This window comes from Paracoccus denitrificans, assembly GCF_900100045.1.
GTDB classification, from domain to species: domain Bacteria; phylum Pseudomonadota; class Alphaproteobacteria; order Rhodobacterales; family Rhodobacteraceae; genus Paracoccus; species Paracoccus denitrificans.
Map to the genome: position 1 here is coordinate 154,414 of NZ_FNEA01000006.1, position 20,882 is coordinate 175,295.

Below are 20,882 nucleotides of genomic sequence, written 5' to 3' on the forward strand. Positions count from 1 at the left end.
CGCATGGCCGAGATCGCAGCCAGCCTGTCGAAGCCCGGCGGAGGGGACCAGCGGCCCCGTCATGTCGCCATCATCATGGATGGCAACGGCCGCTGGGCCAAGAACCGGGGCTGGCCGCGACTGGTCGGGCATCGGCGCGGCGCCGAGCGCGTCAAGCAGATCGTCCGCGCCTGTCCCGACCTGGGGGTGAACTGGCTGACGGTCTATGCCTTCTCGACCGAGAACTGGAAGCGCTCGACCGAGGAAGTGCTGGGCCTGATGGGCATCTTCGCCCGCTATATCGAGCGTGAGGCGGACGGGCTTTCCGCCGAGGGCGTACGCATGCGCTTCATCGGCGGGCGCGAGCGGCTGGAACCCAAGCTGCAGCGGCTGATGGCCGGGATCGAGGCGCGCACCGCCGGCAACACCCGGCTGAACCTGACCGTGGCGATCAATTACGGCGGCCGGGACGAGCTGACCCGGGCCGCGGCCCGGCTGGCGGCACGCATCGGCCGGGGCGAGGTCGCCGAGCCGACCGAGGCCGACCTGGCCGACTGCCTGGACACGGCCGGCCATCCCGACCCGGACCTGGTCATCCGCACCAGCGGCGAGACGCGGACCTCGAATTTCCTGCCCTTCCAGGCGGCCTATTCGGAATATGAGTTCACCCAGACGCTCTGGCCGGACTTCACGCCCGAGCATCTGGCCGAGATCCTCGACCGCTACGGGCTGCGCGACCGGCGCTTCGGCGGCGCATGAGCGGGGACGGACCACAGCCGGGCCGGTTGCGCGGCGCCTTGCAGCGCGGACGCGACAAATGGGCCGATCTCTGGCCGCGCCTTCTGTCGGGCGCGGTGCTGGCGGTGCTGGGGCTGTTGCTGCTGCTGTCCTCGGGGCTTTGGATCCGGCTGGGCGTCTCGGCCGTCATCGGGGTGATGATGTGGGAACTGGCGCGGCTGACCGGCTGGCGCCATCCCGAATTCCGCAGCCCGCGCCATCCGGTGCTGATCGCCATCCTGTCGGGGCTGGTGATGCTGGCCATGCTGGTGCTGCCCGGCGACTGGCCGATGGCGCTGGCACTGGTGCCGATGATCGCCGGCTGGCACGGCACGCATGAACACGAACGCCCGGCCTATCTGCTGTTCACCCTGGCGATCCTGGGTGCCGGCTATGCGCTGGTGGTGATCCGCGAGGTGATGGGCCTGCCGACGCTGGCCTGGATCGTCGGCACCGTGGTGCTGTCCGACGTGCTGGGCTATTTCATCGGCCGCAAGCTGGGCGGGCCGCGCTTCTGGCCGGCGATCAGCCCCAAGAAGACCTGGAGCGGCACCATCGCCGGCTGGGCGGGCGCGCTGGTGCTGGCGCTGGTCCTGATGCTGGCCGGGCAGGCGCCCTGGCCGGTCCTGGTGCTCGGCCCGCTGATCGCGCTGGCCGGGCAGTTCGGCGACATCGCGGAAAGCTGGCTCAAGCGCCGGGTCGGGGTCAAGGACAGTTCCGATCTGATCCCCGGCCATGGCGGCGTCCTGGACCGTTTCGACGCCATGTCCGGGGCGTTGCTCATGGCGCTGCTGCTTTTGATCGGCGATCTCTTACCCGTTATCGGAGGCTGAGACGATGCGCAGCATATCCGTGCTGGGCGCGACCGGGTCGGTCGGCGAAAGCGCATTCGATCTGTTGATGGGGGCCGGCGGCCCCGAGCGCTTCCGCACCGTCGCCCTGACCGGCGGCGCCAATGTCGCGCGGCTGGCCCAGATGGCCCGCGCGCTGCGGGCCGAACTCGCCGTCACCGCATGGCCGGAGCGCCTGGCCGATCTGCGCGCGGCACTTGCCGGCAGCGGGATCGAGGCCGCGGCGGGACCGCAGGCCGTGGCCGAGGCCGCCGCCCGCCCGGCCGACTGGACGCTGTCCGCCATCGTCGGCGCCGCCGGCCTGCCGCCGGGGCTTGAGGTGCTGAACCGAGGCGGCACCCTGGCGCTGGCGAACAAGGAAACCCTGGTGGCCGCCGGACCGCTGGTCATGGCCCGCGCCCGGGAGACCGGCGCACGCATCCTGCCGGTTGATTCCGAGCATTCCGCGATCTTTCAGGCACTTCACGGCGAAAACCTCGATTCCGTCGAGCATGTGACCATCACCGCCTCGGGCGGCGCATTCCGCGACTGGCCGCTGGAGCGGCTGGCACGCGCGACGGTGGCCGAGGCCAGCCGGCATCCGAACTGGGACATGGGCCAGCGCATCACCATCGACAGCGCCAGCATGTTCAACAAGGCGCTGGAAGTCATCGAGGCGCATGAATTCTTCGGCCTGGGCGTCGACCGCCTGCGGGTGCTGGTGCATCCGCAATCGATCATCCATGCCATGGTCACGCATCGCGACGGCGGCAGCATCGCGCATCTGGGGGCGCCGGACATGCGCCATGCCATCGGCTATGCGCTGAACTGGCCCGCGCGCGCCGCCCTGCCGGTGCCGGCGCTGGACCTGGCGGCGCTTGGCAGCCTGACCTTTGCCCAGCCGGACGAGGTGCGCTGGCCTGCCCTGCGGCTGGCGCGCGAGGCGATCGGGGCCGGCGGTGCCGCGGGTGCGGTGCTGAACGCCGCCAAGGAGCAGGCGCTGGACGACTTCATCGCCGGGCGCATCCGCTTTACCGACATGGCGCCCGCGGTCGAGCACGCGCTGGCGCTGGCCGCGCGCGAGGCCGGCTTTGCGCAAAGTCCGCGCGACCTTGGCGAAGTGCTGCATTGGGACGATTTCGCGCGGCGGGCGGCAGCGCAATGGCAGGGGGCGGCATGAGCCTGGTTCTGGACATGATGGGCGGGTTCGTGTGGACCGTGGCGGCCTTCATCGTCGCGCTGTCGGTCATCGTCACCGTGCATGAATACGGCCATTACATCATCGGCCGGCTGTGCGGCATCAAGGCCGAGGTGTTTTCGCTGGGCTTCGGGCCGCGGCTGGCGGCGCGGCGCGACCGGCACGGCACGGTCTGGCAGGTGGCGGCGATCCCGCTGGGCGGCTATGTGCGCTTTCTGGGCGATGCCGATGCGGCCAGCGCGGGATCGGTGCCGGTCGATCCGGCCCGCGCGCGCCAAAGCCTGACCGGCGCGCCGCTCTGGGCGCGCTTCGCCACCGTTGCGGCGGGGCCGGTGTTCAACTTCATCCTGTCGATCCTGGTCTTTGCCGGCATGGCGATCTGGCAGGGCCTGCCGGTGGACGAGGTCCGGGTGGGGCAGCTGCACCCGACGCCTCCCGGCGTCGAGATGCAGCTGCAACCGGGCGACCGCGTTTTGGCGCTGGACGGCCGGCCCGTCGCTAACTGGCGCGACCTTGGCGCGGCGGCGGGCGAATTGCCCTCGCGTCCCAGCCACGACTGGACCGTGCTGCGCGACGGCACCGAAATCACCGTGCCGGGCCCCGACCCGATGCCGCCGCTGGTCACCGGCATCGCGCCGCGCAGCCCGGCGGCCACGGCGGGGCTGAAGCCGGGCGACGTGATCCTGGCCATCGACGGCGAGCCGGTCTCGCGCTTCGACGAATTGCGCCGGCATGTGGCCGAGGCCGAGGGCCGGCCGGTGCTGCTGAAGGTCTGGCGCGAGGGCGAGGGCGAGGCCGACTACACCCTGGCTGCCCGCGAACAGGACCTGCCCACCGGCGACGGCTATGCAAGGCGCTGGCTGATCGGCGTGACCGGCGGCGGCACCTATTTCGAGCCTGCGACCCGCCCGGCTGCCATGGGCGAGGCGCTGGGGATCGGCGCCGCGCGCACCTGGGACATCATCGCCTCGTCCGTCTCGGGGCTCTGGGCGATGATCACCGGCCAGATCGGCAGCTGCAACCTGGGCGGCGCGATCTCGATCGCCGAGACCACGGGGCAGGCGGCCTCGGCGGGGGGCGGAAACTTCATCTGGTGGATCGCCGTGCTGTCCGCGGCCATCGGTTTTCTGAACCTGCTGCCGGTGCCGGTGCTCGATGGCGGGCATCTGATGTTCTATCTCTACGAAGCGGTGGCGGGCCGGCGGCCGTCGGACCGGGTGATGGACATCCTGTCGGCGCTGGGGCTGGCGGCGGTGCTGTCGCTGATGGTTCTGGGCCTCACCAACGATCTTTTCTGCCCCTGAGCGGCGCTAGGCTTTTGACAGTGTAGGCCGCTTCGCTGTATCCATCGGGGCAAATATGGCGGGACCAACCCGCCGGGCAACGCATTATTCGCGAGGGGCGGCGATGACGGACAGGAAACTCGGCAAGGGCGCGCTGGCGCTGATCTCGGCGCTGGCAGTGGCCGCGCCGGTCGCGATGGTGGCGACCCCCGCCTCGGCCTATGTCTTCAGCAACGTGCGGATCGAGGGCAACCAGCGCATCGAACCCGCGACGATCCTGTCCTATCTGGATCTGCCGCGCGGCCAGGACGTCTCGGCCGGGGCGCTGAACGACGCCATGCAGCGGCTTCAGAACTCGGGCCTGTTCGAGACGGTCGAACTGGTGCCCTCGGGCGGGACGCTGGTGGTTCGGGTGGCGGAATATCCCACCATCAACACCGTCGCCTTCGAGGGCAACAGGCGGCTCAAGAACGAGAACCTGGCCGAGATCGTCAAGTCGCAGTCGCGCCGGGTCTATTCCCCCGCCCAGGCCGAGGCCGATGCCGCTGCGATCAGCCAGGTCTATGCCTCGCAGGGGCGCCTGGCCGCCCGCGTCGATCCGCGCATCATCCGCCGCGGCAGCAACCAGGTCGATCTGGTCTTCGAGATCCGCGAAGGCGACGTGACCGAGATCGAGCGCATCGGTTTCGTCGGCAACCGCGCCTTTTCCGACCGCCGGTTGCGCAACGTGCTGCAAACCAAGCAGGCCGGCATCCTGCGCACCTTCATCCGCCGCGACACCTTCGCCCCCGAGCGGGTGCCGCTGGACGAGAAGCTGCTGACCGATTTCTACCGCTCGCGCGGCTATGCCGATTTCCGCGTGCAGGCGGTGGCGCCGGAACTGGCTCGGGAACGCGACGCCTTCTACATCACCTTCCAGATCCATGAAGGCCCGCGCTATACCTTCGGTACCATCAACACCGTCAGCGAAATCCCGGGCGTCGATGCGACGGAATTCGCCGCCCAGAACCGGGTCAAGCGCGGCGCGGTCTACAACCCGACCGACATCGACACCACCATCCGCCGGATGGAGGCGCTGGCGCTGCGCAAGGGGCTGAACTTCGTCAATATCGAGCCGCGCGTCACCCGCAACGAGCGCAGCCAGACCCTGGACCTCACCTTTGCCCTGACGCGCGGGCCACGCGTCTTCGTCGAGCGCATCGACATCGAGGGCAACACCACCACGCTGGACGAGGTGATCCGCCGCCAGTTCGCCACGGTCGAGGGCGACCCCTTCAACCCGCGCGAGATCCGCAATTCGGCCGAACGGCTGCGCGCGCTTGGCTTTTTCTCGGATGTGCAGGCGGAAAGCCGTCCGGGCTCGTCGCCCGAGCAGGTCATCGTCGACGTGAACGTCGAGGAACAGCCGACCGGCAGCCTGAACTTCGGCGTCAGCTACGGCGCCGCGACCGGCGTCGGCTTCAACATCTCGCTGTCGGAAAAGAACTTCCTGGGCCGCGGGCAGCAGGTGGACCTGGCCTTTTCGACCGGCACGGATACGCAAAGCTCGGGCCTGACCTTCGTCGAGCCCTATTTCCTGGGACGCAACCTGCGCGCCCGGGCCCAGGCCTGGTACAACACCACCGACCGGCTGAATTCGGACTACAACACCCGCACCGTCGGCTTCCTGACCGGGATCGAGTTCCCGGTCTCGGAAAACGGCCGAGTGGAGCTGCGCTACAAGCTCAGCAAGGACACGCTGTTCGACGTCGAAGAGATCCACATGGATTCGGAAAGCAGCCGGCTGGTCGGCTCGTCGCCGATCCTCTTCGACGAGCAGGGCGGCTTCTTCACCTCGGCAGTCGGCTATACCTACAGCTATGACAGCCGCATCGCCGGGCTGGATCCGGTGACCAGCTACCGGCTGCGCGCCGGCCAGGATTTCGCCGGGCTGGGCGGTGACGTGAAGTCTGTCACCAGCACGCTTTACGCCGGCGTCGAAAGCCGCGCATGGCGCGAAAACGTGACCATGCTGGCCGAGCTGGAGTTTGGCGCGGTGCATATGCTGGACGACCAGAACAGCCGCTTCCTGAACCGCTTTACCGGCAACGGCAAGATTCGCGGCTTTGAGCCGAACGGGCTGGGACCGCGCGACCTGAACGCGCCGAACCAGGACGCGCTTGGCGGCAACTACTTCTGGGCGCTGCGCACCGAGTTGCAGTTCCCGCTGGGCCTGCCCGAGGAATATGGCATCACCGGCGGGCTTTTCGCCGATGCCGGTTCTGTCTGGGGGCTGGACAACACCACCGGCGCGACGCCCGGCGACTATCCGCAAGAGGTCGACGACGGCATGAAGGTCCGTGCCGCGGTCGGCGCCTCGATCTTCTGGACCACGCCGATCGGCCCGTTGCGCTTCAACTTCGCCAAGGCCCTCAAGAAAGAGGACTATGACGAGGAGCAGACCTTCGACCTGACCATCTCGACCCGGTTCTGATGGGCCGGGGGCGCGGCATCGCGGCGCTGGCGCTGGCGACCCTGCTGGCGCTGCCTTCGGGCGCGCTGGCCCAGCAGGCCGCCCCCGTGCCGGTGCCCTCGGAACCGGATGCCGGGCCGGCCAATGATGTGCCGCCCATCGTGGTCGAGACGCCGCCGTCCAATGGCGAGGCGGTGCTGCCGGTGCTGACCCTGGATCAGGAGATGCTTTACCTGCACTCGAAATGGGGACAGCGGGTGCAGGCGGACCTGGAGCAGCGCGGGCGCGAGATCGCGGCCGAGAACGACCGGCTCGCCGACCAGTTCGCCACCGAGGAGCAGGAGCTGACCGCATTGCGCCAGACCCTGCCGCCCGACGAGTTCCGCAAGCGCGCCGACGAGTTCGACAAGCGCGTGGTCGAGGTGCGCCGCGCCCGCGACGCGGCCGCCCGCAGCCTGCAGACCGAGGCCGACGAGGAGCGTCAGGCCTTCTTTCGCGCCGTGCTGCCCGTGCTGGCTGCGCTGATGCGGGAACGGGGCGCGGTGGTGGTGCTGGATCAGCGCGCGATCTTCGTCGCCTCGCAATCCATCGACGTCACCGATGTGCTGATCGAACGCATAGACCGCGAGGTCGGCACCGGCCCGTTGGTCGAACAGCCTGGGCCGGATGCGCCGGGGCAGGACGCCTCTGACGCTGCGACAGGGGACGAGCCGGAGCAGGGGGGGGACGAGCCACCCGTGTCGCCGGCCGACGCCGCGCCAGAGGCGCCGGCCACCGTGCCCGGACCTGTCGACGAATAGCACCGTAACCGCGATCCGGCGTCAGCCGACCCGGCGGTCCAGATCGCCGATCCGTTCCGTAAGCAGCGCGAAGAAGGCATCTGCCTTAACATCGCGGATGAAGGTGGCGTTGGGCGTCCGCCCGCTGACCCGCCACCAGTCGGCGACGGTCATGCCCAGCGTATATTCGCCCCGGGTCTCGATCTCGACATTGATGTAGCGGCCGGTGAACAGTTCGGGCCGAAGCAGCCAGGCGATGGTGCAGGGATCGTGCAGGGGGGCGCCGTGGCTGCCGTATTTCTCGCGGTCGTAGCGTTCGAAGAAATCGGTCCAGCTGGCCACCGCCTGTCCGACCCGGCCCATGGCGCGCATGCCCTCGACCCAGGCGCGGCTGGTCAGCGCGCGATGCGTCACGTCCAGCGGCATCACGGTCAGCGGCGCGCCGCTGGCGAAGACCAGTTCCGCCGCCTCGGGATCGACATAGATGTTGAACTCGGCGGTGGGGGTGATGTTGCCGACCTCGAAATAGGCGCCGCCCATCAGCACGATCTCCTGCACGCGCGGGATGATGTCCGGGGCGCGCTGGAAGGCGGTGGCGATATTGGTCAGCGGGCCGATGGGCACCAGCGTGACGCTGCCCGGTTTCTCGCGGCGCAGGGTCTCGATCAGGAAATCCACGGCATGGCCGGGGGCGAGCGCCATGGCCGGCTCGGGCAGGGTGACGCCGTCGAGCCCGGTCTTGCCATGCACATGCTCGGCCGTGACCAGCTTGCGTTGCAGCGGCGCCTCGCAGCCGGCATGGACCGGCAGGTCCGGGCGGCCGGCCAGTTCGCAGATCATCCGGGCATTGCGCTGGGTGTGGTGCAGCGGCACGTTGCCGGCGACCACGCTGAGGCCCAGCACCTCGATCTCGGGACTGGCCAGCGCCAGCAGGATGGCGACGGCGTCGTCCTGGCCGGGGTCGGTGTCGATGATGATCTTGCGCGCCATGGGCTTCCCTTTGCTGCGTTTCGGGGCAGGGAAGCCCGGCCGGGCGCCGGATGCAAGCCTCTAGTCGCCGGCCGGCCTCAGATGGGTGATGCCCGCCGCCGCGGCGCGGGCCAGCGCCGGGTCCAGCGACATCACCACATATTCCCCGCGCCGCCACAGCCCGGCCATGTCGTCGTAATGGCGCGAGAACGGATGGCCCGACTGGCCGGTCGAGATGATGAAGACCGAGCTGTCGGGATCGGCAAGGTCGTAGACCCCGCGATAGGCGGCGCCGGTCACGTTCAGCCAGGGATTGCGGCCATGGCCCAGGAAACCGGCATGGGCGACGGTCATTTCGCCGCCCGAGGTCGGCTGGATCAGGTTCACGATATACGAGATGCCGCGCATGTCCCCCAGCGCCGGGTGGACATGGCGGGCGCGATGCAGATCGCCCCAGCGCCAGCTGGCAAGGTCCGGTCCGAAACGCGCGCCCAGGTCCAGCAGCGCCGCGTCCAGCGCCTGCCGGGCGATCTGGGTGCAGGTCTCGGCCGGCGCGGATTGCCGGATGTCGCACCAGGCCGAGGCGCCCCCCGTGTCGCGAAAGACGCGGTCGATGAAATCGGGGAAAAGCTCGGTCAACTCGTCGGCGAGCGGGCCGAGGTCGTCGCGCACCAGCCGGTCCTGCAAGGCGCGCATCCAGGCGGCATAGATCAGCGGCTCGGGCAGGTGCTCGCTCATCGAGCCGTCCCAGTTGGCCAGAAGCGCCAGCGCGTCCTGGCGCTGCCGCTCGGGCGTGCCCCGGGCGGCGGGCTCGCCGGTGAACCACAGCTCGGCGCCAACCAGCGGCAGCAGCGCGCGGGCGACCGGGCTGACGATGTCGTTCTGCGCGGCGATGAAACTGTCGCGCGAATGCACCTCGCGCGAGTCGACCAGGTGGCGCAGCCGGTTCTGGCGATAGGCGTCGCCCCAGTCATGGCCAAGCCCGCCCGAACCCGGCAGCGCCGCGCCGGTCGCGGCCACGATGCCGCTTTCGGGGTCCAGCTCGGCCAGTTCGGCGGGGGCGGGGCTGAGCCCCTGCCAGCGGTTCTGCGCCAACCAGCCCGGCGCGGGCATGCGGCCCGCCGTCTGGTGGCCCGAGGGGCGGTGCGGCACGGCGCCGGCCAGGACCTGGCCCACGCCTTGCGCATCGGCCAGCGTCACCACCATGGCCGGGGCGATCATCTCGCGCAGCGTCCCGGCCGCCGCCTGCCGGTCCTGCGCGCGCATCAGCCCGATCAGCGCCGTCATGCTGCGGTCGTTGCCGTAGCCGCCGGTCCAGGACAGCGCCGCGACATGGCCGGCGGGCAGGATGGTCGCAAGGTCCAGATGTGCGGCCGGGACGACCGGGCCGTTCTCGGTCTCGCGCAGGGTGATGGTCTGCGGATCGGCGCCGCGGATGCGCAGGGTCTCGCGCCGGGTGGTGAACTCGGTCCAGCCGTTCGCGCCGCGATAGCGGTTGGGATCGCCGGGCTGGACCTCTTCGATGTAAAGGTCCTGGTCGTCGATCCGGGCCGGGGTGATGCCCCAGGCCAGGCCGGTGTTGCGGCCCGACAGCACGGCCGGGATGCCGGGGATGGTGCCGCCGATCACCCCGCCCGAGCCAAGCTCGATCCGGGCCAGATACCACAGGCCCGGCGCGGTCAGGGCGAATTGCGGGTCGTTGGCCAGCAGCGCGCCGCCCGCCGCCGTGCGCCCGGCCGCGGCGGCGAAACCGTTGGCCGAGGCCCCCGCCGCCGGTGCCAAATAGCCGGCCAGCGTTGCCGTCCAGTCCCGCGGCCCGGCGCCGCGTTCCGGCGCGGCGAAACGGGCGCCCGGAAACAGGCCGGCATAGGCGGGCAAGGGCGGCTCGCCGCGCATGGCGACCAGGTCCTGCCCGCGTTCGGGCGCGGCCAGCGACAGCCGGGCCCGCAGCACCTCGCGGCGCAGTTGCACGGTGGTCGATGCCGCCAGCAACTTCAGGATCGCCAGCGAATCCGCCGGCTCCCAATAGGCGATATCCTCGGGGTAGAGAAAGAATTCCGGCGCCCCGCGCCCGCGCGCGCCCAGGTTGATCTGCTCGATCCAGGCGTTCACGCCCTCGGCATAGGCTTGCAGCGCCTCGATCACCTCGGGGTCCTGGGCCTGGAGCGAGGCGCGGGCATTGCGGTAAAGCCCCAGCCGGCGCGCCAGATCGTCGGCGGGCAGGGCGCCGATGCCATAGATCTCGGCCAGCCGGCCCTGGGCTGCGCGGCGCAGCACGGTCATCTGGAACAGCCGGTCCTGGGCATGGGCAAGGCCCAGCGCAAAGAACACGTCGCGGTCGCTTTCGCCGAAGATATGCGGCACGTCCTCGGTCGTGCGCACGATCTCGACCGGGGCCGAGATGCCGCGCACCGCATAGCTGCCGTCGTAGTCGGGCAGCGAGCGGATGGCGAAATACCAGGCCAGCGTCACCAGCGCCACGGTCAGCAGGATCAGCCCGACCGTCAGGCGCACAAGCCAGCGGAATAGTGTCACCATGAAACGCCACGGTCCCGAGCTTGGGCACGAGAGGTTGACCCCCGCGCCGGGTGATGAAATTCATCGGGGTGAATAGGGCAGGGCGCGGGCCGGATCAACGCGCCTTTACGACATGAGGGAGAGAATCTGATGGCGCGCGTGGCATTTCTGGGACTTGGGGTGATGGGCTTTCCCATGGCGGGGCACCTGGCCGCGGCCGGGCATGAGGTGACGGTCTGGAACCGCAGCCCCGCCAAGGCCGAGGCCTGGGCCGCCCGTCACAAGGGCCGCGTGGCCGCCACCGCGCGCGAAGCGGCCGAGGGTGCCGAGTTCGTCATGGCCTGCGTCGGCAATGACGACGACCTGCGCCAGGTCTGCCTGGGCGAGGCGGGTGCCTTTGCCGGCATGGGCAAGGGCGCGGTCTTCGTCGACCACACCACCGTTTCGGCGGCAGTGACGCGCCAGCTTTCTGCGCTGGCGGTCGAGGCCGGGCTGGGCTTTGTCGATGCCCCGGTCTCGGGCGGGCAGGCGGGGGCCGAGAGCGGCCAGCTTTCCGTGATGTGCGGCGGCACGCAGGACGATTACGCCCGGGCCGAGTCGGTGATCGCCGCCTATGCCAAGATCTGCAAGCTCATGGGGCCCTCGGGTGCCGGGCAACTGGCCAAGATGTGCAACCAGATCGCCATCGCCGGGCTGGTGCAGGGCCTGTCGGAATCGCTGCATTTCGCCGAAAAGGCCGGGCTGTCGATCCCCGAGGTGGTCGAGGTGATCAGCCAGGGCGCCGCCGGCAGCTGGCAGATGCAGAACCGTCACCAGACCATGGCCGAGAACCACTTCGACTTCGGCTTTGCGGTGGACTGGATGCGCAAGGACCTGGGCATCTGCCTGGCCACCGCCGACGAAACCGGCGCCAGCCTGCCGGTGACGGCGCTGGTCGACCAGTTCTACAAGGAAGTGCAGGCCATGGGCGGCGGGCGCTGGGACACCTCCTCGCTGATCGCAAGGCTGCGCCGGTGACGCCCATGCTTGCCAAGGGTGCGGCGATCGCGCTATCAGCCGGCATGGGGGCGGTAGCTCAGCGGTAGAGCGACACGTTTACACCGTGTTGGTCGGGGGTTCGATCCCCTCCCGCCCCACCAGGCTTCACGCACCATTCGAATCGACGACCCGGGGCAGCGCCTTGGCGCATGGTGTTTGCCGAAAATGCCACGCCCTGCGGTCAGGGGGCGGCGACGCCGCGCGCGCCGGAACCACGTCCAACATTCCGCCAACAGGCAACCGATATCCCCCCAGCCGGGCAAGGTCGATTGCCCGATGCCGTCTCATGGCTCGGCCCCGGACAGGCCGGGATAGACGACGGTTCTGTCGGGCCGGATGACGGCACCGGCGGTCAGGCGGGCGGGTTCGACGCGACCCGGACCCATGATGTGAAAAACCGCATGCCCATTTGCAATGAGGTAATCCGCGACGATGCGGCGGTGGCATCGCCACCAGACCGCCTCCGAGCACATGATCGCCGAGCGCCGCTCGCGCCCCATCTCGATCAGGCGGCCAAGGCCCTCGCGGAACCGTTCCGTAAGCGCATAATCCGCGTAGTTGCGAAAGCTCCGATTCTTCCACAGCCCGTTAACCTCGGGGGCCGATGCCGCGGCCTTGCCCCGAAGGCCGCCAAGCGCGGCGATATGCTCGTAGCCGATCCGAAGATTGGACAAGACGGTGGGCAGCACATCCTTGTTGAACTGCGGGTTGGCCCTCGACATCGGGATTTTCCGGATATCGACGACGAGTTCCACCTGCGCCTCATGCAGAAGCCCGGCGAAGGTCGCGATGCTCCGGTTGGAATGGCCGATGGTAAAAAACGGCAGTTCCACGCGTCACCTTTGTCAGGCAAGGTCGAGGGCGCTACCCTTATGTGCGGCGATATGATCGGTCTTGTCGCTCTTGATCTCATATTGAGGGTCGTCTGCGGTCGCGCGATGGGTGTGGCCCTTGTAATCGAAATCGCTGGCATGGACCGCGATGATGGTGCCCGAGACCCGGCCAGCTTCGGAATTCCATCTGACGTGATCTCCGACCTTGAACCGCCTTGCCATCTTGGGACTCCTCTCCCGGGAAGGATCGCACAACGCCATCGCCCGGCTTTCCGCCGTCGGTTGCGACCGGCACGCGGATCGGGTCGCGCCCCCGGTTCGGCATGGGGCCTGAACCGGCCGCAACGAAATGAAGGCATCCGGCTTACCTTCACCGCATGAAGTCTGGTTTTGGCGAAGACGGTTTGCAACGGTCTTTTTTGCCGGTGCCGGCAAGGACGGCCCGATGCCCGCCGCAGCAATCGAAAAGCCCGGCCGGTCCGTCCGCGGCGGGATGGGCAAGTCGCCCTGTCGATGGCCCCAATGGACAAGCTGTCCCGCCAGAAAGACAGATTGTCCATTGAAATCAATATCCTGAATTCTACAGACTACCGCCACGACCCGAGAGGACGGGTCGTCCGACAAGCGTCCATGTCCGGCAAAGGGCAGGGCGGCGCGGATTTCGCGACCAGCTTTGCAGGTCGCGTGCGCATCCATTTCAGGGGAGGGGAATGATGACGGCCATAGAAGACGTTCCAGAATTCCGGACACCGTTGCTGTCTCGCGAACGCACGATAGCCCGGCCGGGCTTCAACCGATGGCTGGTGCCGCCTGCCGCCCTGGCGATTCACCTGTGCATCGGCATGGCCTATGGCTTCTCGGTGTTCTGGCTGCCGCTGTCGCGCGCCATCGGGATCGCCGATCCGGTCGCCTGCGAGGGGATGAGCCTGCTTTCGGCCCTGTTCACGACCAGCTGCGACTGGCGCATCGCCGATCTGGGCTGGATCTATACGCTGTTCTTCGTGCTGCTGGGATCCTCGGCCGCGATGTGGGGAGGCTGGCTGGAGGTCGCAGGACCACGCAAGGCAGGCGTCGTCGCCGCCTTGTGCTGGTGCGGTGGCATGGTCGTCTCGGGGATCGGGGTGATGACCCATCAATTGTGGCTGATGTGGATCGGCTCCGGGTTCATCGGGGGCGTCGGACTGGGCCTTGGCTACATCTCGCCCGTCTCGACCCTGATCAAGTGGTTCCCCGACCGGCGCGGCCTGGCGACGGGCATGGCGATCATGGGCTTTGGCGGCGGCGCGATGATCGGAGCCCCGCTGGCGGATCGGCTGATGAACCACTTCCAGTCGATGAGCGGCGTCGGCGTCTGGCAGACCTTCTTCGTCATGGCCGCGATCTATTTCGTCTTCATGATGGCCGGCGCCTTCGGCTATCGCGTTCCGCCGGCCGGCTGGAAGCCCGAAGGCTGGCAGCCCAAGGTTTCCGCCAGGCAGGCCGCGATGATCACCCAGCATCACGTCCATCTGCGGGATGCGCACAAGACCCGGCAGTTCTGGCTGATCTGGCTGGTGCTTTGCCTGAACGTCTCGGCCGGGATCGGGGTGATCGGCATGGCGTCGCCCATGCTGCAGGAGATCTTTGCCGGCCGGCTGGTCGGACGGCCGGAGTTGAGCTTTACCGAGCTGGACCCCAGCCAGAAGGCAGCCATCGCGGCCATTGCAGCCGGCTTCGCGGGGCTTTTGTCGCTGTTCAACATCGCGGGACGGCTGTGCTGGGCGTCGGCCTCGGACCGGCTGGGGCGCAAGACCACCTATTTCATCTTTTTCGGCCTGGGGATCGTGCTTTACACCCTGGCGCCCAGTGCGGCGCATACGGGCAACCAGGTTCTGTTCGTGGCGATGATCTGCGTCATCATCTCGATGTATGGCGGTGGATTCTCGACCGTGCCGGCCTATCTGGCGGATGTCTTCGGCACGCAGTTCGTGGGCGCGATCCATGGCAGGCTGCTGACCGCATGGGCGACGGCGGGGATCGTCGGCCCGGTCGTGGTCAACTATCTGCGCGAGGCGCAGATCGCGGCGGGCGTGCCACGGGCGCAGGCATACGACTACACGATGTACATCCTTGCGGGCTTTCTTGCCGTCGGCCTGATCTGCAATGCCCTGGTGCGGCCGCTGGATGAGAAATGGTTCATGAAGCCCGAGCAGGTCGCGGCCTTGCGGGCCAGCGATGCGACGGCGGGGCAGGTCCAGAGCGGTTCGTTCGGCATCGACCGCGGCCGGTTCGACTTGCCGGCGATGCTGGCCTGGGCTGCGGTCGGCATCCCGCTGGCATGGGGCGTGTGGACGACGGTGATGAAGACGGCGGCATTGTTCGGGTAAGGTGGCGATCCCCCATCGGCGGCCATGTCGGATGCGTGGCCGCACGAGCTTCTGCCCGTCATGCGGCCGGAAGCCAGATGCGGAAGGTGCTACCCCCGTTGTCGCTGCTGACGGCGATGGTGCCGCCTTGCCGCTCGATCAGCCTGCGGCAGATCGACAGGCCCAGGCCGGTGCCGCCGCTGCCGGCGCGGCTGGTGACGAAGGGTTCGAACAGGTTCTTCAGGATCGCGGCGGGTATCCCTTCGCCATCGTCGGCGACCTCCAGCAGCACGCCTGCCGCGCCGGCGCGATCCTCGTCCTGCCCGGCAATGCGGATCTCGCCGCCTTTCGGCATGGCGTGGACCGCGTTGACGATCAGGTTGACCAGCACCTGCTGCACGGCGATGCGACTGATGCGGACCGGACGATCCGAGCGGATGTCCTGGCGCAGCGAGACCGAGGAGCGCGCCAGCATATGCCCCACCAGCGGCACGCATTCGGCCACCGCCTGCGCAAGATCGGTGGCGGGATGGTCCTCGCCCGCCTGGTCCGCCCGCGCGAAGTCCAGCAGTTGCGTCACGATCAGCGAGATGCGCCGGATCTGATCGTCGATCAGCCGCAATTCGGTATCGGCGGGCGTGGCAGCATCGCCCAGCACTTCGCGCAGCACGTCCAGATTGCCCTGGATCACGGCCAGCGGGTTGTTGATCTCATGCGCGATGCCGGCCGATATTTCGCCAAGAGCGGCCAGTTTTTCGGACTGGACCAGCTGATAGGTCGCGGCCTCAAGCTCTTGCGCGGCCCGCCGCAGCGCCGCGGTGCGGTCTTCCACCTTCTGGTTCAGCTCGTCATTCCAGGCCCGCATCTGCCGGTCGTGGTCCTGGAGCTGCGCCAGCACGCCATCAAGGGCCAGGGCAAGTTCGGCGATTTCGTCGTCGCCGCGGCTGATGCCGGTGCGTGCCGCAAGATCGCCCGCGCCGACCTTTTCGAAGGTCGCCCCGATACGCTCAAGCGGACGAAAGATGCTGCGCGCCCAACGCAGGAACAACGGCACCGTCACCAGCGCCACCGACAGGAAGCCGATCAACACCCATCCCACCGTGCGGCGTTTCGCGGCGGCGAACGGATGTTCGAGGATGCCGACGTAAATCATCCCGACCGGCCTGCCGGCGCCGTCGCGAAGCGGGGCATAGGCCGAGACATACCAGTCGTCCAGAACCTGCGCGCGGTCCAGCCAGACCTGGCCCTGTCCGATCACGCGGTCGCGCACCGCGGTCGAGGCACGGGTGCCCAGGGCGCGGGCACCGCCGGGCACGGTCACGTTGGTGGCGATGCGAAGGTCGTCGAGAAACAGCGAGGTGGTTCCGTGACTGCCTTCGGGCAGGCTGTCGGAGCGATAGATCAGGGCGTTGATGCTGTCGACGACCGACAGGTTGCGGTTCAGCAGGATGCCTCCGACCATGGATGCGGCGGCATCCTCGCCGGGCAGTTTCGCCGCGACGATCGACTGCGCCACGATGCCCCGGGTCTCGATCGAGGACCGGCTTGCCGCCGCGCTGCCCGGCCGCTCCATTTCGGCGCGGACGGCAAGGGCCGGAGCGATGGCGTAAAGCTGGTCGCGGTCGAAAACCTCCAGCGTGTTCCATGCGCCTTGTGCGGGCGCCGGGTTCCGGGGCGGGACGGGATGGGCATCTTCCGGGCTCGATGCCACGATCCGGCCATCCGGGGCGGCCAGATACAGGTAGTCCAGCCCCAGCCTGTCGCGATATGTTTCCAGCAGCGCGCCCGGATCGGTCGTGCGGGCGAATTCCTCGGAGCGGGCCAGCATCTCTATCCGCTCGCCGGTCGTATCGAGGATGCGGCCCAGATATTGCCGGGCCACGGTCAGGTCGCTGTTGACCTTGACCAGCAGCAGCCGGTCCAGCTTGTGCGACCATTGATACAGGGTGACGCCAAGGAACAGGGGCAGGATCACCAGGACGGGGATCAGGGCGATTGCCAGCAGCTTGTGGCGCACCGAGCGGCGAAGCAGGGGCGCCGCTTCAGGCATTCCAGTCCGCCAGCCTGCGGTCGATGGTCTTGCGCGAGATGCCCAGCCGGGCGGCCGCCGCCTCGCGGTCGCCGTCGAAGGCCGCCACGGCGCCAAGGATCGCGCGGCGTTCGATCTCGGCAAGGGTGTGGCCGTCATTGTTGCCCACGGTGGCCGTCAGCGGGGTGAAGCGGCCCAGAATCAACGCGCGCTCGATGGCGTTGCGCAACTCGCGCACATTGCCCGGCCAGTCATAGGTCGCCATGGTTGCGCGCACCTCGGGGGTGATCGGGATCTTGGGCATGGCCAGGTTCCGGGACAGGCTGTCCATGAACATCGCCGCCAGGTCGAACATGTCGGCGCCGCGCTCTTTCAGCGCCGGCATGTGGATATGCAGCACGTTGATGCGATAAAGCAGGTCCGCGCGCAGCCGGCCCTCGGCCACGGCCCGGTCCAGATCGGTATTTGCGGCAAAGATCAGGCGCAGGTCGACCGTCGTTTCGCGTTCCGATCCCAAGGGCCGGATGCGGCGATCGTCGATCGCGCGCAAGAGCTTGGCTTGCAGGGCGACGGGCAATCCGGCGATCTCGTCCAGAAACAGCGTCCCGCCGCGCGCAGAGGTGAACAGCCCCTCGCGATTCCTGTCGGCGCCGGGAAACGCGCCCTTGATATGGCCGAAAAGTTCGTCCTCCAGCATGTCGTGCGGGATGGCGGCGCAGTTCACCGCGACAAACGGCATCTGCGCGCGCTCGGACAGCGTGTGGATCATCCGCGCCGCCACCTCCTTGCCCGAGCCCGAGGCGCCGGTGATCAGCACCGAGGACGGCGCCGGCGCCACGCGGGCGATCACCTGCCTCACGCGCTCGATGGCGGGCGACGTGCCGATCAACTCGTTCCGCAGCCGGCCCAGATCGACGTTGTTGCGCAACTCCTGTTGCAGGATCAGGTTCTCGCGCCGCAGCCTTTCGCCCTCCAGGCAGCGGTTGATGGTGTTCAGCAACTGATTGGCGCGAAAGGGCTTCAGCAGGAAATCCGAGGCGCCGGCCTGCAGCGCCTGGATGGCGGTTTCCAGATCGGCATAGGCGGTCATCAGGATCGCGGGCGGGAAAAAGCCCTGCGGGCGCTGTTCGCGCAGCCAGTCCACGCCGCGCTGACCCTCCATCAGATTGTCGAGGATGACCAGATCGAAAGCCGTCTCGGCGATCAGGGCGCTGGCTTCCGCCGTATTCGCGGCCAGCCGGATGCCGCGGCATTTCGAGGCCAGGATCCGTTCCAGAAAGTTCCGCATCCCCGGCTCGTCCTCGATCACGAGGATGGTGGCTTGCGCAAGTGCGTCATCGGGGGCGCCCTGGGGTGCGGGCACCGAGTCGGCTTCGGTTCGCATCGATGCTCTCCCTTGGCGGAAACAGTGGCACTCTCCCGTCTTGCTTTGCAAGCTTGGGATGGCATCGGATGCCGGGGAAGGGCCGTCGGTCAATGGACAGATTGTCCAAATCGGGCGGACAAACTGTCCATTGAAATCAATGGCCTTGTCTGTTGCGATCCAAGGGCAAGGCCAATCTGACCCTTCAGGAGAAACGCGCCGATGTCCGATCGCAAACCCGTCTACAAGGCCTATCACCATCCGGCCGGCGGCTGGGGGGCGGCGGCGGCGACGGCCAAGGTGCTGATGGAGCAAAGCGTGCTGACCAAGGGGTCGCGCGCACTGCTGTCGATGAACCAGCCGGGCGGGTTCAAATGCCCCAGCTGCGCCTTTCCCGATGCCGATTGCCGCAAGAAGCTGGAGTTCTGCGAGAACGGCGCCAAGGCGCTGGCGCATGAGGCGACGAAATTCCGCGTCACCCGCGATTTCTTCGCCCAGCACAGCGTCACCGAGCTGATGCAGCAATCGGATTACTGGCTGGAGATGCAGGGCCGACTGACCGAGCCGATGCGCTATGACCCCCGGACCGACCATTACGTCCCGATCGGTTGGGGCGATGCCTTCGCGCTGATCGGGCAGCACCTGCGCGCGCTGGAAAGCCCCCACCAGGCCGAATTCTATACCTCTGGCCGCACGCCGAACGAGGCGGCATTCCTGTATTCCGTCTTCGTGCGCGAATTCGGCACCAACAATTTCCCCGACTGCTCGAACATGTGCCACGAACCGACCAGCCGCGGCCTGCCGCCCGCCATCGGCGTCGGCAAGGGCACCGTGGTCATGGCCGATTTCGAACATGCCGAGGCGATCTTCATCATCGGCCAGAACACCGGCACCAACAGCCCGCGCATGATGACCAACCTGGTCGAGGCGCGCAAACGCGGCGTGCCCATCGTCACCATCAACCCGATGCCGGAACGCGCGCTGATCCAGTTCACCGAACCGCAGGACGTGATCCAGATGGCGACCTTCGGGTCCACGAAGATCTCCAGCGAATTCGTGCATGTGAAGATCGGCGGCGACCTGGCGATCCTGAAGGGCATGATGAAGGTGATCTTCGAGCGCGACGCGGCGGGCGAAGCGGCCATCGACTGGCCCTTCGTCGAGGCCCATACCACGGGCCTGGACGCCGTGCGGGCCGAGATCGTGGCGCTGGACTGGGCGGCGCTGGAGCAGCATTCCGGCATCGAAGAGGCGCAGATCCGGCGCCTGGCGGAAATCTACATCCGCTCGAACGCGACGATGATCTGCTACGGCATGGGGGTGACGCAACACCAGCAGGGGTCGCAACTGGTGCAGCAGATCGTCAACCTTTTGCTGCTGCGCGGCAATTTCGGCAAGCCGGGGGCGGGGATCTCGCCCATTCGGGGGCACTCGAACGTGCAGGGCGACCGCACCGTGGGCATCGACGAAAGGCCGTCGCAGGACTACCTGGACCGGCTCGCCGCCGTCTTCGGCTTCGAGCCTCCGCGCAAGTACGGCCATCATGCCGTCGAATCCGTCGAGGCCATGCTGCGCGGCGAGGCCAAGGTCTTTATCGGCCTGGGCGGAAACTTTGCCCGGGCCATGTCGGATACCGAGCGGACCTATGCCGCGATGCGCAAGCTGAACCTGAGCGTCGGCATCGCCACCAAGCTGAACCGGGGCCACCTTGTCCACGGCAGGGACGCGCTGATGCTGCCGGTGGTGGCGCGCTCCGAGATCATCCGCACCCTGGCCGGCGAACAGTTCGTCACCATCGAGGACGCCATGTCCAACGTCACCGCCTCGCGCGGGGTGCTGGAGCCCGCCGGCCCCGACTGCCTGCCCGAGGTCGAGATCGTTTGCCGCATGGCCCAGGCAACGCTGCCGGACAGCCGCACGCCCTGGGGTGAATATATCAACGACTACGGGGCGATACGCGACAGGATCGCCGATGTCTATCCGGCGATCTACGCGGATTTCAACAGCCGCATCAAGAATCCCCACGGCTTCCATCTCGAGGTGCTGCCGCGCCGGCGCATCTGGGCGACGCCGAACGGAAAGGCGAATTTCCTGTTGCTGCCGGGACTGGCGGTCAACGATCCGGTGGACGATCCGCAGATGCTCCGGCTGTCCACCATCCGCTCGCACGATCAGTTCAATACCACGATCTACAGCTACAACGATCGCTATCGCGGCATCTACAACGACCGGATGGTGCTGTTCATGAACGCGGGCGACATCGCCGCGCGCGGGTTGCGCGACGGCCAGCAGGTCGCGCTGGACACGATCAGCCCGGATGGGTTGCCGCGGCGCGTCGCGGGGTTGACGGTGGTGGAATATCCGATGCCGCGCGGGTCGGTCGCGGGATATTATCCGGAACTCAATCCGCTCCTGCCGCTTGACTACTACGACCGGATCAGCGGCACGCCCGCCGCGAAATCCATTCCCGTTCGCATCGCCACCTGATCC

General features: G+C 68.0%; 16 protein-coding genes and 1 tRNA gene. 11 read left to right on the forward strand and 6 right to left on the reverse strand.

Features of this window, described 5'->3' with window-relative positions:
- Positions 1 to 3: 3 nt before the first annotated feature.
- The 6 genes from uppS (at position 4) to BLT64_RS06915 (ending at position 7,319) form a co-directional block, all read left to right on the forward strand.
- Positions 4 to 738: a polyprenyl diphosphate synthase gene (uppS, locus tag BLT64_RS06890; protein ID WP_011750229.1), complete on the forward strand. Its 735-nt coding sequence runs from the start codon at positions 4 to 6 to the stop codon at positions 736 to 738.
- Positions 735 to 1,589 carry a phosphatidate cytidylyltransferase gene (locus BLT64_RS06895; RefSeq protein WP_011750230.1) on the forward strand — a complete coding sequence of 285 codons (855 nt, stop codon included), beginning with the start codon at positions 735 to 737 and terminating at the stop codon, positions 1,587 to 1,589. Before uppS ends, BLT64_RS06895 begins: the two co-directional genes overlap by 4 nt.
- A 4-nt stretch (positions 1,590 to 1,593) precedes the next feature.
- Positions 1,594 to 2,766, forward strand: coding sequence for a 1-deoxy-D-xylulose-5-phosphate reductoisomerase (gene dxr / locus BLT64_RS06900; RefSeq protein WP_011750231.1), 1,173 nt, complete (start codon positions 1,594 to 1,596; stop codon positions 2,764 to 2,766).
- Positions 2,763 to 4,088 carry an RIP metalloprotease RseP gene (rseP, locus tag BLT64_RS06905; RefSeq protein ID WP_011750232.1) on the forward strand — a complete coding sequence of 442 codons (1,326 nt, stop codon included), beginning with the start codon at positions 2,763 to 2,765 and terminating at the stop codon, positions 4,086 to 4,088. Before dxr ends, rseP begins: the two co-directional genes overlap by 4 nt.
- A 103-nt stretch (positions 4,089 to 4,191) precedes the next feature.
- A complete protein-coding gene (gene bamA, locus BLT64_RS06910) occupies positions 4,192 to 6,540 on the forward strand; it encodes an outer membrane protein assembly factor BamA (protein ID WP_011750233.1) in 2,349 nt (782 codons plus the stop codon).
- Entirely contained in the window at positions 6,540 to 7,319 is a 780-nt protein-coding gene (locus BLT64_RS06915) for an OmpH/Skp family outer membrane protein (protein WP_011750234.1), read from the forward strand. Before bamA ends, BLT64_RS06915 begins: the two co-directional genes overlap by 1 nt.
- Positions 7,320 to 7,340: 21 nt before the next feature.
- Here BLT64_RS06915 and BLT64_RS06920 read toward each other — a convergent pair whose 3' ends face one another.
- A complete protein-coding gene (locus BLT64_RS06920) occupies positions 7,341 to 8,288 on the reverse strand; it encodes a nucleoside hydrolase (RefSeq protein ID WP_011750235.1) in 948 nt (315 codons plus the stop codon).
- 60 nt (positions 8,289 to 8,348) lie between these two features.
- Positions 8,349 to 10,805 (reverse strand): penicillin acylase family protein, encoded by a 2,457-nt coding sequence (locus tag BLT64_RS06925; protein WP_011750236.1) that lies wholly within the window; start codon positions 10,803 to 10,805, stop codon positions 8,349 to 8,351.
- Between the two features lie 129 nt (positions 10,806 to 10,934).
- Here BLT64_RS06925 and BLT64_RS06930 point away from each other — a divergent pair, with 129 nt between their 5' ends.
- Together BLT64_RS06930 and BLT64_RS06935 are read left to right on the forward strand one after the other, a co-directional pair.
- Positions 10,935 to 11,801, forward strand: a complete 867-nt coding sequence (locus tag BLT64_RS06930) for an NAD(P)-dependent oxidoreductase (protein ID WP_011750237.1) — start codon at positions 10,935 to 10,937, stop codon at positions 11,799 to 11,801.
- Positions 11,802 to 11,848: 47 nt separating this feature from the next.
- Positions 11,849 to 11,923 (forward strand) — tRNA-Val (locus BLT64_RS06935).
- A 183-nt stretch (positions 11,924 to 12,106) separates the two neighbouring features.
- Here the strand turns inward: BLT64_RS06935 and BLT64_RS06940 are convergent.
- Both BLT64_RS06940 and BLT64_RS06945 read right to left on the reverse strand, forming a co-directional pair.
- Positions 12,107 to 12,655 (reverse strand): DUF488 domain-containing protein, encoded by a 549-nt coding sequence (locus BLT64_RS06940; protein ID WP_011750238.1) that lies wholly within the window; start codon positions 12,653 to 12,655, stop codon positions 12,107 to 12,109.
- A gap of 12 nt (positions 12,656 to 12,667) precedes the next feature.
- A complete protein-coding gene (locus tag BLT64_RS06945; RefSeq protein WP_011750239.1) occupies positions 12,668 to 12,877 on the reverse strand; it encodes a hypervirulence associated TUDOR domain-containing protein in 210 nt (69 codons plus the stop codon).
- Between the two features lie 300 nt (positions 12,878 to 13,177).
- On the opposite strand from BLT64_RS06945, the gene BLT64_RS26260 reads away from it, so the two are divergent.
- Positions 13,178 to 13,369, forward strand: a complete 192-nt coding sequence (locus BLT64_RS26260) for a hypothetical protein (RefSeq protein ID WP_128493062.1) — start codon at positions 13,178 to 13,180, stop codon at positions 13,367 to 13,369.
- Positions 13,366 to 15,021 carry an OFA family MFS transporter gene (locus BLT64_RS06950; protein WP_128493063.1) on the forward strand — a complete coding sequence of 552 codons (1,656 nt, stop codon included), beginning with the start codon at positions 13,366 to 13,368 and terminating at the stop codon, positions 15,019 to 15,021. Before BLT64_RS26260 ends, BLT64_RS06950 begins: the two co-directional genes overlap by 4 nt.
- A gap of 58 nt (positions 15,022 to 15,079) precedes the next feature.
- Here BLT64_RS06950 and BLT64_RS06955 read toward each other — a convergent pair whose 3' ends face one another.
- Both BLT64_RS06955 and BLT64_RS06960 read right to left on the reverse strand, forming a co-directional pair.
- Entirely contained in the window at positions 15,080 to 17,050 is a 1,971-nt protein-coding gene (locus tag BLT64_RS06955) for a sensor histidine kinase (protein WP_011750241.1), read from the reverse strand.
- Entirely contained in the window at positions 17,043 to 18,413 is a 1,371-nt protein-coding gene (locus BLT64_RS06960; protein WP_011750242.1) for a sigma-54-dependent transcriptional regulator, read from the reverse strand. Before BLT64_RS06960 ends, BLT64_RS06955 begins: the two co-directional genes overlap by 8 nt.
- 201 nt (positions 18,414 to 18,614) lie before the next feature.
- On the opposite strand from BLT64_RS06960, the gene BLT64_RS06965 reads away from it, so the two are divergent.
- Positions 18,615 to 20,879 (forward strand): FdhF/YdeP family oxidoreductase, encoded by a 2,265-nt coding sequence (locus tag BLT64_RS06965; RefSeq protein ID WP_011750243.1) that lies wholly within the window; start codon positions 18,615 to 18,617, stop codon positions 20,877 to 20,879.
- The last annotated feature ends 3 nt before the right edge of the window (positions 20,880 to 20,882 follow it).

What these genes read in the sequence shown, in the direction of transcription:
- dxr (WP_011750231.1), top strand. Translation starts at nt 1,594, where the DNA reads ATGCGCAGCATATCCGTGCTGGGCGCGACCGGGTCGGTCGGCGAAAGC.
- BLT64_RS06965 (WP_011750243.1), top strand. Translation starts at nt 18,615, where the DNA reads ATGTCCGATCGCAAACCCGTCTACAAGGCCTATCACCATCCGGCCGGC.
- BLT64_RS06915 (WP_011750234.1), top strand. Translation starts at nt 6,540, where the DNA reads ATGGGCCGGGGGCGCGGCATCGCGGCGCTGGCGCTGGCGACCCTGCTG.
- uppS (WP_011750229.1), top strand. Translation starts at nt 4, where the DNA reads ATGGCCGAGATCGCAGCCAGCCTGTCGAAGCCCGGCGGAGGGGACCAG.
- rseP (WP_011750232.1), top strand. Translation starts at nt 2,763, where the DNA reads ATGAGCCTGGTTCTGGACATGATGGGCGGGTTCGTGTGGACCGTGGCG.
- BLT64_RS06925 (WP_011750236.1), bottom strand. Translation starts at nt 10,805, where the DNA reads ATGGTGACACTATTCCGCTGGCTTGTGCGCCTGACGGTCGGGCTGATC.
- BLT64_RS06895 (WP_011750230.1), top strand. Translation starts at nt 735, where the DNA reads ATGAGCGGGGACGGACCACAGCCGGGCCGGTTGCGCGGCGCCTTGCAG.
- BLT64_RS26260 (WP_128493062.1), top strand. Translation starts at nt 13,178, where the DNA reads ATGGACAAGCTGTCCCGCCAGAAAGACAGATTGTCCATTGAAATCAAT.
- BLT64_RS06960 (WP_011750242.1), bottom strand. Translation starts at nt 18,413, where the DNA reads ATGCGAACCGAAGCCGACTCGGTGCCCGCACCCCAGGGCGCCCCCGAT.
- BLT64_RS06930 (WP_011750237.1), top strand. Translation starts at nt 10,935, where the DNA reads ATGGCGCGCGTGGCATTTCTGGGACTTGGGGTGATGGGCTTTCCCATG.
- BLT64_RS06945 (WP_011750239.1), bottom strand. Translation starts at nt 12,877, where the DNA reads ATGGCAAGGCGGTTCAAGGTCGGAGATCACGTCAGATGGAATTCCGAA.
- BLT64_RS06955 (WP_011750241.1), bottom strand. Translation starts at nt 17,050, where the DNA reads ATGCCTGAAGCGGCGCCCCTGCTTCGCCGCTCGGTGCGCCACAAGCTG.
- BLT64_RS06950 (WP_128493063.1), top strand. Translation starts at nt 13,366, where the DNA reads ATGATGACGGCCATAGAAGACGTTCCAGAATTCCGGACACCGTTGCTG.
- BLT64_RS06920 (WP_011750235.1), bottom strand. Translation starts at nt 8,288, where the DNA reads ATGGCGCGCAAGATCATCATCGACACCGACCCCGGCCAGGACGACGCC.
- bamA (WP_011750233.1), top strand. Translation starts at nt 4,192, where the DNA reads ATGACGGACAGGAAACTCGGCAAGGGCGCGCTGGCGCTGATCTCGGCG.